Source organism: Kribbella qitaiheensis (genome assembly GCF_042657745.1).
Taxonomy (GTDB): domain Bacteria; phylum Actinomycetota; class Actinomycetes; order Propionibacteriales; family Kribbellaceae; genus Kribbella; species Kribbella qitaiheensis.
Genome location: NZ_JBHSKE010000048.1, coordinates 128,043 through 142,396, shown reverse-complemented (window position 1 = coordinate 142,396; position 14,354 = coordinate 128,043). Strand labels below are relative to the sequence as shown.

Annotated in this window: 14 protein-coding genes; 7 read left to right on the top strand and 7 right to left on the bottom strand. The window is 66.4% G+C overall.

Features of this window, described 5'->3' with window-relative positions; all coding sequences use genetic code 11:
- Nucleotides 1-16: 16 nt before the first annotated feature.
- Nucleotides 17-811 (bottom strand): class I SAM-dependent methyltransferase, encoded by a 795-nt coding sequence (locus tag ACFPJ1_RS29555; RefSeq protein ID WP_380108853.1) that lies wholly within the window; start codon nt 809-811, stop codon nt 17-19.
- Nucleotides 812-980: 169 nt separating this feature from the next.
- On the opposite strand from ACFPJ1_RS29555, the gene ACFPJ1_RS29550 reads away from it, so the two are divergent.
- A complete protein-coding gene (locus tag ACFPJ1_RS29550; RefSeq protein ID WP_380108851.1) occupies nt 981-1,277 on the top strand; it encodes a putative quinol monooxygenase in 297 nt (98 codons plus the stop codon).
- Nucleotides 1,274-2,047, top strand: coding sequence for an isocitrate lyase/PEP mutase family protein (locus ACFPJ1_RS29545; RefSeq protein WP_380108849.1), 774 nt, complete (start codon nt 1,274-1,276; stop codon nt 2,045-2,047). Before ACFPJ1_RS29550 ends, ACFPJ1_RS29545 begins: the two co-directional genes overlap by 4 nt.
- On the opposite strand, the gene ACFPJ1_RS29540 is transcribed toward ACFPJ1_RS29545, so the two are convergent.
- Nucleotides 2,029-3,351, bottom strand: coding sequence for a DNA-3-methyladenine glycosylase 2 (locus ACFPJ1_RS29540; protein WP_380108847.1), 1,323 nt, complete (start codon nt 3,349-3,351; stop codon nt 2,029-2,031). The genes ACFPJ1_RS29545 and ACFPJ1_RS29540 overlap by 19 nt on opposite strands.
- A 124-nt stretch (nt 3,352-3,475) precedes the next feature.
- Between ACFPJ1_RS29540 and ACFPJ1_RS29535 the strand changes: the two genes are divergently transcribed.
- The 3 genes from ACFPJ1_RS29535 (at nt 3,476) to ACFPJ1_RS29525 (ending at nt 5,695) form a co-directional block, all read left to right on the top strand.
- Nucleotides 3,476-4,021 (top strand): P-loop nucleotide/nucleoside kinase family protein, encoded by a 546-nt coding sequence (locus tag ACFPJ1_RS29535; RefSeq protein ID WP_380108846.1) that lies wholly within the window; start codon nt 3,476-3,478, stop codon nt 4,019-4,021.
- A 63-nt stretch (nt 4,022-4,084) separates the two neighbouring features.
- On the top strand, nt 4,085-4,777 hold the full coding sequence (locus ACFPJ1_RS29530; RefSeq protein ID WP_380108844.1) for an RraA family protein: 693 nt from the start codon (nt 4,085-4,087) through the stop codon (nt 4,775-4,777).
- 27 nt (nt 4,778-4,804) lie between these two features.
- Nucleotides 4,805-5,695: an oxidoreductase gene (locus tag ACFPJ1_RS29525; RefSeq protein ID WP_380108842.1), complete on the top strand. Its 891-nt coding sequence runs from the start codon at nt 4,805-4,807 to the stop codon at nt 5,693-5,695.
- A gap of 54 nt (nt 5,696-5,749) precedes the next feature.
- Here the strand turns inward: ACFPJ1_RS29525 and ACFPJ1_RS29520 are convergent, their stop codons facing one another.
- Nucleotides 5,750-6,628: an LLM class flavin-dependent oxidoreductase gene (locus ACFPJ1_RS29520; RefSeq protein ID WP_380108841.1), complete on the bottom strand. Its 879-nt coding sequence runs from the start codon at nt 6,626-6,628 to the stop codon at nt 5,750-5,752.
- Between the two features lie 92 nt (nt 6,629-6,720).
- Between ACFPJ1_RS29520 and ACFPJ1_RS29515 the strand changes: the two genes are divergently transcribed.
- Complete coding sequence (locus tag ACFPJ1_RS29515) at nt 6,721-7,155, top strand: MarR family winged helix-turn-helix transcriptional regulator (RefSeq protein ID WP_380108840.1); 435 nt, start codon at nt 6,721-6,723, stop codon at nt 7,153-7,155.
- A complete protein-coding gene (locus ACFPJ1_RS29510; RefSeq protein ID WP_380108839.1) occupies nt 7,152-7,499 on the top strand; it encodes a pyrophosphohydrolase domain-containing protein in 348 nt (115 codons plus the stop codon). Before ACFPJ1_RS29515 ends, ACFPJ1_RS29510 begins: the two co-directional genes overlap by 4 nt.
- A 308-nt stretch (nt 7,500-7,807) precedes the next feature.
- On the opposite strand, the gene ACFPJ1_RS29505 is transcribed toward ACFPJ1_RS29510, so the two are convergent.
- The 4 genes from ACFPJ1_RS29505 to ACFPJ1_RS29490 all read right to left on the bottom strand — a co-directional run bounded on the left by ACFPJ1_RS29505 (nt 7,808) and on the right by ACFPJ1_RS29490 (nt 14,336).
- Entirely contained in the window at nt 7,808-8,971 is a 1,164-nt protein-coding gene (locus tag ACFPJ1_RS29505; protein WP_380108837.1) for a hypothetical protein, read from the bottom strand.
- A gap of 163 nt (nt 8,972-9,134) precedes the next feature.
- Nucleotides 9,135-10,412 carry a hypothetical protein gene (locus ACFPJ1_RS29500; protein ID WP_380108836.1) on the bottom strand — a complete coding sequence of 426 codons (1,278 nt, stop codon included), beginning with the start codon at nt 10,410-10,412 and terminating at the stop codon, nt 9,135-9,137.
- A 1,034-nt stretch (nt 10,413-11,446) separates the two neighbouring features.
- Nucleotides 11,447-13,066 carry a hypothetical protein gene (locus ACFPJ1_RS29495; RefSeq protein ID WP_380108834.1) on the bottom strand — a complete coding sequence of 540 codons (1,620 nt, stop codon included), beginning with the start codon at nt 13,064-13,066 and terminating at the stop codon, nt 11,447-11,449.
- Between the two features lie 547 nt (nt 13,067-13,613).
- A complete protein-coding gene (locus ACFPJ1_RS29490) occupies nt 13,614-14,336 on the bottom strand; it encodes a hypothetical protein (protein ID WP_380108833.1) in 723 nt (240 codons plus the stop codon).
- Between the last annotated feature and the right edge of the window lie 18 nt (nt 14,337-14,354).

Genomic DNA, 14,354 nt, shown 5'->3' with positions numbered 1-14,354 from the left:
CCTACCGACAAAAGGCTCAGGCAGTCGCGAGGATTTCGCCGTGGAGCAAGGAGATGAAGCCATCGGGGGCCGCGGACCAGGTGCGCCAGGCGTCGGAGATGCGCTGCAGATCTTCCTCCGGTACTCCGGCGGCGCGCGCCTGGCGGGCGAGGTCGGACTGGAGGATGCGGTCGGCCCACATGCCACCCCACCAGTCGCGATCCGGCTGGTTCGCGAAGGTCCAGTTGCTCGCCGTCACCTCGACCTTCTCGAACCCGGCGGCCAGTGCCCACGCCAGCAGGCGCCTGCCCGCGTCGGGCTCACCGCCGTTCGCCCGCGCCATCCGCTGGTAGAGGTCCATCCACTCGTCGAGCTCGGGCAACTCCGGGAACCAGGTGAACGCGTGGTAGTCCGAATCCCGCGCGGCGACGATCCCGCCGGGCTTGCAGACCCTTCGCATCTCCTTCAGCGCCTGCACGGGATCACCCACGTGCTGCAGGACCTGGTGCGCGTGCACCACGTCGTACGAGTCGTCCGGGAGCTCGAGCCGATGCACGTCGCCGACGACGAAGTCCACCTCGATGTCGAGCTTGGCGAAGGTGGCGCGGGTGATGTCCAGGGCGGATTCGTTCGCCTCGAGCGCGGTCGTCCGGCCCGGCTGGACCAGGGCCGCGAGGTCGGCGGTGATGGTGCCGGGACCGGCGCCGATGTCGAGCAGGGACATGCCGGGGCGGAGCTGCGGGAGGAGATACCCGGCCGAGTTCTCCGCGGTGCGCCAGATGTGCGAGCGCAGTACCGATTCGTGGTGGCCATGGGTGTACACGTTGTTCATCCCGGACTCCTTCGTCCTCGTCGACACTGTTCAGGCTAGACCAAGATCTTGCTTGATGAGACATATCATCTTGAATACAGAGACGGATTGTGATGGCCGAATATGGCCAGACCCGGGGTACCGGTGCGGGTGACGCTTGACTCCTCACCACTCAGCCAGGAGGAAGAAAGTGCTCGCAAAGGTGTTCCCCATCAAGCTCAAGGACGGCAACCAGGCGAAGGCGGAGGAGCTAATCCAGGCCTTCGCGCCGCAGGGTCCAGGGCAAGAGGAAGGCACTCTGTCGTTCCGCGTCTACCGCGATCCGGCCAACCCCGACTACTTGCTGTTCGTGGAGCACTTCGCCGACCAGGCGGCGTACGAGGCGCACACGGGCTCGGCGGCGTACAAGGAACTGATCGCGGGGCAGTTCGCAGACTTGATCGTGGAGTTCGTCGAGATCGATCACGAACTGCTGGTCAGCCTGTGAGCGGCGCAGCCATCGACCGGGACGCGCAGGCTCGCGCCTTCCGGGCTCTGCACCACGGACCGACTCCATTGGTCCTGCCGAACGCGTGGGATGCGGGCTCGGCGAAGGCGATCGAGGCAGCCGGGGCACCAGCGATCGCGACGACGAGCGCCGGGGTGTCCTGGGCACTTGGAGTCGAGGACGGCGGCGGCCTGAGCCGTGCCGACGCGCTCGACGCGCTGCGGCGCATCGTCGCCGTCGTCTCCGTGCCCGTCACCGCCGACATCGAAGCCGGGTACGGCGCGACGCCGGCCGACGTGGCGTCGACAGTTGCCGAGGTCATCACGATCGGCGCCGTCGGGATCAACCTCGAGGACAGCCTCAACGGATCCTTGCTGGAGGCAACCGTCCAGGCGGAGCGCATCGCCGCCGCCCGCGAGGCAGCCGTCGCCGCCGGTCTTGACCTCTGCATCAACGCCCGCACAGACACCTATCTCTTGGGCGACGGAACCGGCACCTTGCAGAGAGCCAAGCTGTACGCCGAGGCAGGCGCGGACGTGCTCTTCGTACCGGGCGTCACCGACCCACCCACGATCCAGGATCTCGTGACCGGGTCACCTCTCCCGCTCAACATCATGGTCGGCCCAGGCTCTCCCAGTATCGGAGACCTCACCACACTCGGCGTCGCCCGAGTCAGCCTCGGCCCCGCCATCACCACCGCCGCCTACAACCTCGCCGCCACAACCACCCACGAACTGCTAGCTGCTGGCACCTACACCACGCTCGCCTGACCGCCCTCACGATCGGCGGTCAGGAGGTGGATGCCGGCTAGGGCTCGCCAGGGGTGCCAGGCTTCGGACTCTAGGGTCGGGGTGCGGGGGAATGCGTCTCTGGCACCCAGGCGGAGGGCGATTTCGTGGGCGGCTTGTTCGGTGATGCCGGGGATCGCGGTCAGGGAGGCGACCAGGTTCTCAAGGGACTCCGCGCCGTCCAGCCTGATGTTGCCTGCAGCAACTTCTGCGGCTAGGGACTGCACGGCCTCGCCGGCGGCGTGCGGCGCGGAGTACACGGCTTCTGCGGACGGGAAGGCGTGGGTGAGGCCGTGGTCGAGCCCGGGCACAGGGGTTCCTGCAACCTTGACCAGCCCGGCGAGCAGTTCATCGGCTTCTGCGGGTGATTGATCTCGGATGGCCGCCTGGACGGCGGTCTCGAAGGGGGCCCAGGCGCCGGGGACGCGGATGCCCGGGCGGGATTCGATCAGCGGGCCGATCACCGGGTCGCCGGCGAGTTGGGCGGCGGCGAGCAGAGGTTCGGTTTCCAGGCCGACCAGGCGGGCGGCTCGTTCGACGACGTGGATAACGCCTTCCCAGTAAGGGAGATGGGCGCGCAGCAGCAGGTGATCGGCGCCGCCGGGAGCAATTTCGAGCAGACCTGGTTCGCCGTCCAGCCCGATCGTGCGGCGGTAGATCCCGTCCACCACCGACTCCACACCGGGGATCGCGCGCTCGGCGAGGAACCCAACCATCGCATCCCAGTCGTACGGCGGGGTGAACGGCATCCGCAGTACCAGTCCACCGTCCGCGACCAGGCGATCGGTGCGGCGACGACGTTCCCGGAGTTCGCGCGGCGTCGATCGGAACACCTCCCGCATCGCCCGGTTGAACTGCCGCAGGCTCCCGAATCCGGAGGCGAAGGCGACATCCGCGATCGTCAACTCCGAGTCGTCCAGCAGCCGCCTGGCGAAATGCGCCCGCCGGGACCGCGCGAACTGGCCCGGCGTGACGCCGAGGTGATCGTTGAACATCCGCCGCAGATGCCGCGGCGACAACCCCAGCCGCGCACCCAGCGCCGACTCGTCCGCCTCGTCGAGCGCGCCTCCGATGATCAGCTGGACGGCTCGGCAGACGAGTTCGGGCGCATCGTCGGCGACGGTCCCCGCGACCCGGTAGGGCCTGCAGCGCAGACACGCGCGGTACCCCGCCGCCTCGGCCGCAGCCGCGAGCTCGAAGGTCTGCACGTTCTCCGCGAGGGGCTTCGCGCCGCACCCGGGCCGACAGTAGATGCCGGTGGTGCGGACGGCGGAGTACGTGGTCACTGACTCATCCTGCGAATCCGTTCGTCCCACGTCCAGCCATATCCGGACACAGCTTCGGACCGGGCACAGAGGATCGGGGCAGAGGGACCGGACACGGGGGCCCGGTTCAGGCTAGGGTGCCCCGGTGCCAGCCAAGCCCATGCTCATCGTGATCAGCGGTCCCCCGGGCACGGGCAAGACCACGCTCGCCCACCAGGTCGCCGCGGCGGTCGGTTGTCCGGCGATCTGCCGAGACGAGATCAAGGAAGGCATGGTGCACGCGAATCCCGGGTTCGTCCCCGGGCCGTCGGACCCGCTGACGATGCGCACGCTGTCCACCTTCTTCGACGTGATCGGCCTGCTGATCGGCCGCGGTACGACGGTGGTGGTGGAGGCGGCGTTCCAGGACCACATCTGGGGTCCGCGGCTCACGCCGTTCATGGACCTCGCCGATCTCCGCATCGTCCACTGCACCGTCTCCGCCGGGGTCGCGCAGGCCCGGATCACCGAACGGGCCGCCGGCAACGAACTCCGCAAGGCACACGAGGACGGCCACACCCCGAGCGACAACTGGCGCCGCCGTCACGACGCCTTCAACCGCGTCTCCCTGCCGGTCCCCGAGCTCACCGTCGACACCACCGACGGCTACCACCCCGGCCTCCCCGAAATCATCACCTTCCTCTCCCACTGACCACTCGCAGGACGGTACGGCGTACCGGTGGTGGGGCGTCGATTCTCTGACTATGGTCAGGGAATGACTGATCTTCAGACGCGGTTCGGGAATCTGACCACTGCTCATGTCGCCGATGCCTGCCTGCGGGCGGGGTTGCCCGTTCGCACGGTGTCGCTGCGGCCGGTGGTCGCCGCGCGGGTCGCCGGCCGGGTGCTGCCCGCGCAGCATGTCGGGAGCGTCGACATCTTCCTCGAGGCGTTCGAATCGGCCTCGCCGGGCGACGTACTTGTGGTCGACAACGGCGGCCGGCGCGACGAGGCGTGCGTGGGCGACCTGGTCACGTTGGAGGCGAAGGCGGCGGGGCTCGCCGGGCTGGTCGTCTGGGGTCTGCACCGCGACACCGTCGACATCCAGGCGATCGGGCTGCCTGTCTACAGCCTGGGCGCCATGCCGACCGGCCCGCTTGGGATGAGGACCCTGCCTGCCGATGCGCTGCAGTCTGCCACCGTGGGCGAATGGACCGTCACGTCCGACGACTTAGTACTGGGTGATGAGGACGGGATCGTCTTCATCCCAGCGGCGCGCGCCGACGAACTGCTCGACCTCGCCGAGTCGATCCGCGACACCGAACGGCGCCAGGCCGCGCAGATCAACGCCGGTACGTCGTTGCGCGAGCAGGTGCGGTTCGACGTCTATCTCGCGGAGCGGAAGAAGCGGCCTTCGCTGACGTTCCGCGAGCACCTGCGTGGCGTCGGCGGAGCGATCGAGGAGTGACCTCTGCCGCAGGGCTAGGCTCGCCGAGTGCCCTCTGACATCACCGCGGCAGCCGCGGGTACCTGGAAGCTAGGCGACCTCACCGTCAACCGGATGGGCTTCGGCGCGATGCGCATCACGGCCAACCCGGACCGATCCGTCGCCATCCGCGTACTGCGCCGCGCGGTCGAGCTCGGCGTGAACCACCTCGACACCGCCGCGTTCTACGCCACCCCCGGCGGGACGCTCGGGATCAGCGACAAGGCGCCGACGCGGTACGCGAACGAGCTGATCCGGGAGGCTTTGTCGCCGTACCCGGAGGACCTGGTGATCACCACCAAGGTCGGGCCGGGCGTCGACCCGGAGCGCGGGTTCTACAACGCCACCACGGCTGCCGAGCTCCGGACGCAGGTCGAGGAGAACCTCCGCCAACTGGGCCGCGACCACCTCGACGTGGTCAATCTGCGGGTCATGGACGGCTCCGGCTCTCTCGCCGAGCGCTTCGGCTGGCTCGCCGAACTCCGCGACGCCGGCCTGATCAGGCACCTGGGGATCTCCAACGTCCGCCCCGACCACCTCGACGAGGCCGAACCGATCGCCCCGGTGGTCTGCGTCCAGAACAGCTACTCCCTCGACACCCATCGCTCCGACGACACCTTCCTCCGGACCTGCGCGGACCGCGGAATCGCCTATGTCCCCTTCTTCGCAATCGCCGGCGCATCCGGCGGACGGGGCGCCACGCCCGCCCCGTCGGCCGCAGTACAGGCGCTCGCCGCGGCCCACAACGCCACCGCCCAGCAGATCCGCCTGGCCTGGACCCTCCACCGATCCCCCAACGTCCTGGCCATCCCCGGCACCGGCAGCACGGCCCACCTGGAAGAAAACATCGCCGCAGGCTCCCTGACCCTCACCCCGGAAGAGCTGGCGACCCTCGACTGAACCGGCCTCCACGACCTCGACGTCAGCCGTCCATCCTGCAGGTGCACCCAACGGTTAGGAGGTCGCGGCTCGTACTGCGGGGGCTATCTCGTGGGCCCAGAGGTCGAGGGTGTGCTCGAGCGGCTCGGTGCCGCGGGCGAACAGCGTGAACCCGGCGGCGCCGTACTGGTGGACCGCGGTGGTGAGCTCCTCGATCCACTGCGCCGGTGATCCGCCGATCCAGCGGCCGTCGGCGTCGCGGACCCGGCTGCGTGGCTGGGACGTGATGACGCCTGGCAGGTTGAAGATCGTCGCGACGTCCGACGGTTTGCGGCCGACGCTCAGCGCGGCCTCGTCGATGATGCGGCGGCCGTCTTTGTAGACCTCGCTGATCCAGTCGGCCGCGTGGCCGGGGATCCAGCCGTCTGCCTGGCGTCCGGTCGCGGCGAGGGACTTCGGGCCGTTCGAGCCTGTCCAGATGAGTGGCGCCGGGACAGCCGCGGGGACGATGCCTCGAACCGCGTCGTTGGTGACGGCCGGACCGCCGCCTGACAGTTCGCGGATGAGCACCATCGCCTCCTCGAACTTGGCGACCGCCTCGGCCGGGCGGATTCTCGGCACCCCCATCGTGGTGATGCGGTCCCAGGCGCCGCCCGCACCCAGGCCGAGAATGAACCTGCCGCCGGAGAGCGCGGTCAGCGAGGTCGCAGTACGGGCGAGCATCGGCGCGGGTCTGAGCGGCAGGTTGGTCACGTTCACGAGCGTGGAGATCCGCTCGGTACGACCGAGGATGTAGCCGATCAGGGCATAGCCGTCGAGGTGATCCGCCAGGTACGGATGGTCCGAGACCGAGAAGACGTCGAGCCCGGCCCGGTCCGCCTTCGCGGCCAGGTCGAGGATCTCCGCGATGTCGCGGATGCCGTTGGGTGAGCCATAGCCGAAACGCACGTTCATCGTCTGCCTCCTATTTAGTTCGTAGACCTAAATACTAGTCCTGCTAACTATCAGGAGAGCAAACTTTCCGCCCTTCGGACTACAGTGGGATGGTGGCCACCAAGACAGCGAGCGACACGGAGCTGGTCGGCTCCCTGGTCAGCCTGATGCACGTCCTCCAAGACCTGTACGCCGAGACGAGCCGCCCGCTCGGGCTGACTCCTCAGCAGGCGCACCTGCTCTGCGTACTCCTCGGCGGCCCGCTTGGCATGACTGATCTCAGCCGCATCCTCAGCATCGAACGCTCCAGCCTGACCAGCATGGTCGACCGCCTAGAACGTCGCTCGCTGGTCGCCCGCGCGGCTCATCCGACCGACCGCCGCGCCTGCCAGATTGCCCTCACCACCGACGGCCTGGCCCTCGCCCACGAAGCCCACAACGCCTTCACCACCCGCATCGAGGCCCTCACTTCCGACCTGTCCGCCACCTCCCGCGCCACCCTGGTTACCGCCCTCACCGGCATTACCGCCAACGGAGGGAAGAGTTGACGACTGACGGGAAACTGGTGCGGGATCTGATCCCCGACATCATCCGCGCCAAGGGTGAGGAGCCGATCACCCACCGGGCAGACCTCGCTGAATATCGCCGGCGATTGCGGGAGAAGCTGGCCGAGGAAGTCGACGAGTTCCTGACAGCCGACGACCAGGATGCCCCGGAGGAACTGGCCGACGTACTGGAGGTCGTCTACGCCCTGGCCGCCGACCTCGGGATCAACAGGGATCAACTGGAGAAGCTCCGCCAGGACAAAGCCGCCGCCCGCGGCGCCTTCGCCGACCGGATCGTATGGTCCGGGGTCCGGCGGACTGCCACCACTCAGCAACCTCGCCGATAGGTCACGAGCCCGGCGTCGCCAGGCGGCCTGTCAGAGGGGCGGGTGCGGTTACTGAGTGCTGGCGGTCCGGGGCTACCCCGACCGCCATCGCCAGGTTGCTCGGCAGCGCCAGCCACCGCGACCGTCCAGGTGTCTTCTGGGCCGAGCACCTGCGGTGGGTCCGCCCACGATGCCGGGACCTCGGACAACGGACGGGGACCTCGGACAAGAAATGACCTGTCCGAGGTCCCGTTTTGGTGTCCCCACCCCCAACAACAGCCCCGCCGGCGCTAGGCCTGGAGCGTCACCAACGCCCTGGCCGGCTGCAGCTAGAACTTGGCTGCGAGGTGGAGGCGCAGGATCGTGTCGTAGTCGACGATCTCGAAGGAGTTGGTCTGTGCCGCGCCCTCGAATTCGGCGGGGTCGACGGTTTCCTGGCTGCCGATCACCAGCAGCTTGCGCGGGTCGGTGACCTCGACGCCGTACTTCGCCTGGGCGAACGTGCGGTTCTCGGGGCTCTTGAAGTACTCGTCGTACTGCGCGAGCTTGGCCGACCCGTCGCGCACGGGTGCGCCGTACGAGCGGTGCCGCTTCTTGCCGCCCTTGGTCCCGGTCTCGAGCAGCGGCAACTTCAGGTCGCCGATGATGTGACTGCCGTCCGCACGCTCGAGGATGAAGTCCGGGGTGAGCGCGACCTCGTCCGCACCGGGGCTGCCATCGCGCCACTCGAGGTACGGCTCACGGATCAGCTTCGTCGCGTCGAACGCCGACAACAGGATGTCCTCGTGCTGTTCCAGGAACTCGCCGGCAGTCGCGTCGGGGAGACCGTGCATCAGATAGGTGCTCGCGAACGCGTCGCTCTTGAGGCGCTGCTCCACCTCGCCCCGCGGCACGCTGAAGGTGCCGACCGGATCGAGATGGTTGGACGCGGACACCAGCTGCTGCAGGTAGTCCCGGTACTTGTCCGCCGGCTCCGACCGGTGGATTGCGATCGCCAGGAACGTCCAGTGGAGGCGGACCGACGAGTCAGCCGTCGAGGCGAGCAGGACACGCTCGAACGTCGAGTAGTTCCCCGGAGCAAACTGCAGGAGCTTCGTGCCGCTACCCACCACCTCAGCGCCGATCAGGCTCTCGGCGCCTCCGAACCTGTCTCCGAGAGCCGTGCGCGCAGACTCAGTGGCAATCGTCGCGTCCTTGAAGACCCTCTCGTCCTGCAGGACTACAACTGCATCGGATGCGGAGGCTGCGCCCCCGAAGTACTGGTCGATGCTGTCGGCCTTCTGTCGCTTCACCTCGAGGGAGCGGTACTCCCGGCTCACCCCGACCAACTCCAGGATGTTCCAGTCCGGGGTCTCGGTCAGCACCATCAGCCGCGGATACACCAGCGGCCCGGGCAGCTCGCGCGAGTGGCTGGTGGGCAGATGCTCACTCACACTCCGCAGATGATCCCCCCAGAACTGACTGTTCACCTTGACGAACTCGGTGGGTTTCATCGCCCGCTCTCTCCTAGCTCATTCAGCCAACTCGACGTACAGACCAACCCCAAGTCTCCTCGCCCCTATTCCCCGCCCACGAAGCAGCCCCCGCCCCCGCGTTTCCGCAGGTCGGAGGCTGTGCGCTCGGCTCCTTCGGGATGCTCCTGCCATTCACGTCCGGCTATACCCGCTTCATCAGCCAATGCACGAAGATGGCCGTCATCTTGTCCGAGGCAACTGCGACGTCGCCGAGCAGCTTCCCGAGATCGACCGTACGGCCCGGCGCTGGTGGTGTCGGGGTTCCGAAGCAGCCGCCGGAGTAGGAACCACCGAGAACCTTCTTCAGCTCGTTGCCGAAGAAGAGCAGGGCAAACTCCTGGACCGAGGGCAGTAGCCGTGCATGCAGCTCCGCCGGTTTCCCGATCACGCCACCCTTGGCCTGGCCACCGTAGAAGTTGACGAACACCTCGTACCTACTTGCTCGCCCCTTGCCGGCGTTCGTCTTCGTCGTGCGGTAGTAGTCGAGCAACGCGTCGGAGACCGTCATGTCGAGCCGAAGCGCGACGTCTGGAGTGCCCTCGTTGAGTGCCGCCCAGATGGCATACGCGTCGATGTCGCCATCCAGGTCCTGGTCGGAGGCACCCCCGGTGAAGTATTTCGCATCGTTCACAGGGAAGGTCATGTACGAGGTGCACAGCACGGACATCGCGGCCCCGGACCCGACGTCTCCGGCCCAGGTGGCCCACTCGTGGTTCTTCACGTTGGTGCCGAGCTTGAACGGGCCGACGCTGGCGCTCACGTTCTCGGGTTTACGGGCGGCATCCATCCCGGTCAGCAGGTGCCCGAGGTCGATGTCCTTGCCGTTCTCAGTGATTGTCTGGCTGGCTTTGAGAGCATCGAACAGCTTCTTGCCCAGCATCGGACCCGGATCGGTGCCAGGCGACCACGGCCGAACGGTCACAACGTCGTCCCAGACCGGGTTGCGGCCGCTTGGCAGCGTCCAGACGGCCGACCCGTAGTAGATCTGACGAAGGAGCGACAACACCTTTGGCGCATCCGCTGCCTTCGTCAGGCCGAGCCGCGTCTCCATGCACCGGACGAGGAAGAAGAACTGGTCCAGGTTCGTGGCGGCCGCGAGCATGTCGCAGGCGTCGGAGCCCTTCGGCCCGATCGGCGGGAGGATGCGCACCATCACGGCGCGGTTATGAGCCCGCTGCTCCGCGCTGTCATTGCCGGCCAGGAAGCTCCCTGACATCTGGCCGGAGGTCAGGATCACCTTCGCTTTCGACGCCGGCGGCAGCAGCCCGAGGATGGCGTCGGCTCGCTTCTGGCGGAGCGGGCCGTTGCGGCTTTCGGAGCCGAGACAGTCTGAGTAGCCGAAGATCCCCACGATCGGCCCGACGGAGGGCGTTCCAGCGATGACCGACAGCGCGCGCTCCCAGTCGGGCTCGGTCGTCATACCCGCCGGGGGACTCGCGCCGTTTACGGGGAAGTCAGAGATGAAGACCTTGTTCGCGCTGCGGTCGAACCATACATCGGAGGACAGGAACCCGCCCCCGTCTTGCTGGATGCCTCCTCCCCTGCCGGTCGGGGTCGTGGGGCAGGCGCGCTGCACGACTGGCACGCTGAGGCGCTGGACAGCTGGCTGGCCGAGGCCAGGCTCCTCGGCCGTGGCTTCCTCCGCTCCGCACGGGCAGCCGGCATGGACCTCGCCGCCGCACCGCTGCACAGCAGGCTGCTCAGTACGGGCTGCAGAGGGGTGCCGAAGGAGATCCGCAACCACTGCGGCATTACCGGCGTCCGCTGCAGCCGCATAAGAGTGGCGGCATTGCCCTGTCGGCCGAGCCCCGGCGTGAGCCGTCGGCATCCTGCGGCCTCCGTCTCAGCGCGACGGTTCTTGGGACGTGGTGGTGTCGCCCCGTCGTACAGCACGGCAGACATCGGCACAGGGCGACTCCCGTCCTCATCCGTACGAGAACATCGACCATGCCAGCATGGATCGCGCCGTTCCCGGACGCGAGCATCTCCAACCCGTACTTTCGGGCAGATCCGCTTGCCCGAACGGGCATGCTCAGGCCTCGAGCAGCGAACCAGCCCCTGGCCTGCGTTTCCGCAGGTCAGGGGCTGGTTCAGGCCCTGTGGCAGGTGCAGGGTTCGAACCTGCGTAGGCATAAGCCGACAGATTTACAGAGGGGCGTCTCCGACGCTCTGACCTGGGCGGCAATCAGCACGCTCCCAAACTTCCGCACCAGTTCCGCGCACATGACGTTAGATGCGATCTCCTCGGCGGCCCGCCAAGGCGTTGACCAGCGCCCCCACCGAAGCTGCGTCCTCTGGGTTATGAGGAGCCCTGACGCGGTCTCAGGCATGCTAGCCGGCCGATATCGGCGATTACGCGCTCAGCCGCGTACCAGTTGTCAAACGCGCTCCGACCTGTCCATCGGGCGACGGATCGTCGTGGGGCACGAAGTCGGGTACCGATTCAGGGTGCTGCTAATCCGGGTCAGCGCCTTGACTCTCGGTGGGATCCACAACCTCGCCCTGCAGGGACGACTCAGGCTCGTCCACCGAGAGCTGGGCCGACTCCGCCTGACCTTCACGCGGGACGAAGATCGAGGCTAGGTCGCTCCAGTTCTCTACGGGACCGACCGTGTCGAGGACCAGCGATGCGATCTCAGACTTGCGATCCGGCGAGTCAAGACACGCTCTGACCATGGACAGCAGTTGGAGTCCCGTTAACAGGCAGTGTCCTCGCTGCTCGCAATACTTCAGCATCTGGTTAGGAAAATCGGCCTCGGTGCGGCTCGCAACCGGGAGCTCCCGCCAAGTGTTCACCACGAGCACACCCTTCACCTCGCGCTCCTCGGCAAGTTCTTCAGAGACCCATTTTTCGAGCTGCGCGGCGTTCTTCTCAGCCGCACTCTTGGAGAGCCCTTTGACTTCGACCACAACTCGCCGACCCTGATACTCGCCCTTCAGGTCACTTCGGCCCGGATCGACTTGTTCAAAGGTGAATCCGACCAGCTCGAAAGCCTCTCTGACTCGTCTCTCAAGCGATGCACCAGAACCTGCAATTAGCGTCTTCCATTGCTCGTCTCGCGCTTGTTCCGCGTTGAGCGACTCAATCCGAACCTGAAGCTCCGATAGCTCCGCCTCCAACGCCACCTGCTCAGCCGACCGCCGCGCCTCAGTCGGAAACTTGTACTCCGCCGTCCATGATGGCAAGGACGCATCCGGTTCAGCCACTAACGATTCAACCCAGGCCAGCAATAGATCACCCGGCCATGGCTCGTCCTCATCCTCCTCAGCCTGCGTTGCGACTCCGGAGTCCTCGGGGGAGCCAGTCTCGACAAGATCAAGATCGTCTGCGTCACCGTCGCTCTCATCATCAGCGAAGGGCAAGACGAGTTCGGGCAACAGTATGAGTCTTCCACCTGCCCCTTTGACACGAACCATGCCTGCGACCGACTTCTTCGTCCCCTTGATATGCAGGAGCGGCTTCACGGTCTGGTGTTTCTCGATCACGGATCGGTATATCCAGCTTTCACGGCTCTGCTTAAACAGAGAAGCCATGATGTCGTTGGCTGGCGTGATTTCGAGGCCACTTCCGGGCGCGAAAGTGAGATCCAGGGGGATAGCTTTCAGGATGTTGAACCTGTCGACAATGCGCGTGGCTGCACGATTCCGTCCCGTCCCGGAGTAATCTTTCTTCCCCGTATCCACCCAGACGTCCAGATCGCCTGGGAGGAATATAACTAGACATCTCCCCATCTCTAGGAAGTCTTTGAATTCAGAGTTCCGGCGATGCACGTCGTTCACGAGCCTCGCCGACGCGTTGTCATTGAGAGAATCCCGCCCTTGATAGGTATCCCTGAGCGCCTTATACCCTTCAAGGGATTGGGCGGGATCCCAGAACACAACATCGTAGTCAAACAGAGAAACCGACGAACCGAACCTGTAGTGGTCTTCACCAGCGCCGAGGTCGTAGTCGAGGCACAAGACTCGCATCGGAGCAGCCTCGCACATGCCGGCGACACCCTCAATGGAACGGCGCCACCGTCGCGACGCCGTGGCAAGATTCGGCTTGCCCATCTCCCCGACGAGGGCGTCCATCAGAGTGTTCGAGCTCTCCAGGACCCAACTTCGTCGAAACTCGCTGGCGACGCGGTCCCCTGGCAGAGTTGACTGGATTCAGGGGTGATAGCGTTCCGAAGCGGCTACCTCCCACGCCCTCAGGCTGGGCCAGGGTCCGCGAGGGTGACCTCACCCGGATCTGACTATAAGTCTGCACGAGTCGGCGTTGGCCGGCTGCCGTTGTACACAGGCCTACGGGTAGCCACTACCGCGGAGTTTCAGCGAGCGTGAGCATCTCTGCCGACCCAAGTCGCACTCATGGTCTCGTCGATCAGAACGTACCCGAACCATCCAGACGGACTACGAATCCACAGACACAGCAGCCCTTGCCGCTCCTGGTCCGCTCCACCTACCCGCGTCGACTGAAGCGGCTCCACCTGGCGAATCGCACCTTCCGCCCGAAGGTCAGAGAACAGGCCGCCACCATCAGGCCGGCGCCGATCCGGACGGCATCGGCAGCGGGCAGGTCAACCTCGGTTTCGGCCATAGTCGGCGATGCGCGACCCCGGCTACCGACGACGCCCAGTCAACTGATCAGCTCTACCGGGTCGTTGCCAGCGCGTCGCCATCGGCGATCGTTCATCTCGAACGTGATGGTGACGCGGGCGCGGAGGTTCTGCTCAAAGGCGCGCCGGGCATCGTCCCCCTCACCAGCGAGGGGAGTCGGCAACTGGTCAGTCGCTGTGCCGGCGGAGCCATAGTCGGCTGGGTACGACCAACGTCCGGCAGGAACCTCGTGCTCCGGAGGTATGGGTCCGTACCCCACGATCTCGCCGCTGAGCTTGTAGATCGAGGTCGCGTTGGAATGGTTGCGCACTACCACCGCCACACCCATTACGTGGGAGGCATCGGAGACCCGGATCCGCGCGTCAATGATCACCAGCTCCGCGTCGGCCCGAGCGCGGTGTTCTTCCTCCTGGGCATCTGCCAATGCGGCGACCACAGCAAGATGCTCTTCTCTGTCCCGCCTGAGCTGCTCCTCCAGGCGGTTGCGCTGCTCTGCCTGAAATGCGTTGATCGCGAAGAGGACCGCCGCCATCGTGCCAAGCCCACCTACCCACGTGCCAGCAGCCTCGATGGCATCAACGCGAACGTGACACTTCGCTTGTGAGCATGCCGTATAGCTGCCAGCCCACCAGCCAATAATCAACCCAACCGCCAGGATGAGTAACGCCCAACCAGTACGGCCCGCGAATTGCTCGATCCACTCCGCGGCCCGGCGCCCACCGTGTCGCAATTTATCGTTCACCGATTCGCTCCCCTGTTC

Coding starts and splice junctions, on each gene's coding strand:
- ACFPJ1_RS29505 (WP_380108837.1), bottom strand. CDS start 8,971: ATGAAACCCACCGAGTTCGTCAAGGTGAACAGTCAGTTCTGGGGGGAT.
- ACFPJ1_RS29520 (WP_380108841.1), bottom strand. CDS start 6,628: ATGAACGTGCGTTTCGGCTATGGCTCACCCAACGGCATCCGCGACATC.
- ACFPJ1_RS29495 (WP_380108834.1), bottom strand. CDS start 13,066: ATGGACGCCCTCGTCGGGGAGATGGGCAAGCCGAATCTTGCCACGGCG.
- ACFPJ1_RS29530 (WP_380108844.1), top strand. CDS start 4,085: ATGACTGATCTTCAGACGCGGTTCGGGAATCTGACCACTGCTCATGTC.
- ACFPJ1_RS29555 (WP_380108853.1), bottom strand. CDS start 811: ATGAACAACGTGTACACCCATGGCCACCACGAATCGGTACTGCGCTCG.
- ACFPJ1_RS29500 (WP_380108836.1), bottom strand. CDS start 10,412: ATGACGACCGAGCCCGACTGGGAGCGCGCGCTGTCGGTCATCGCTGGA.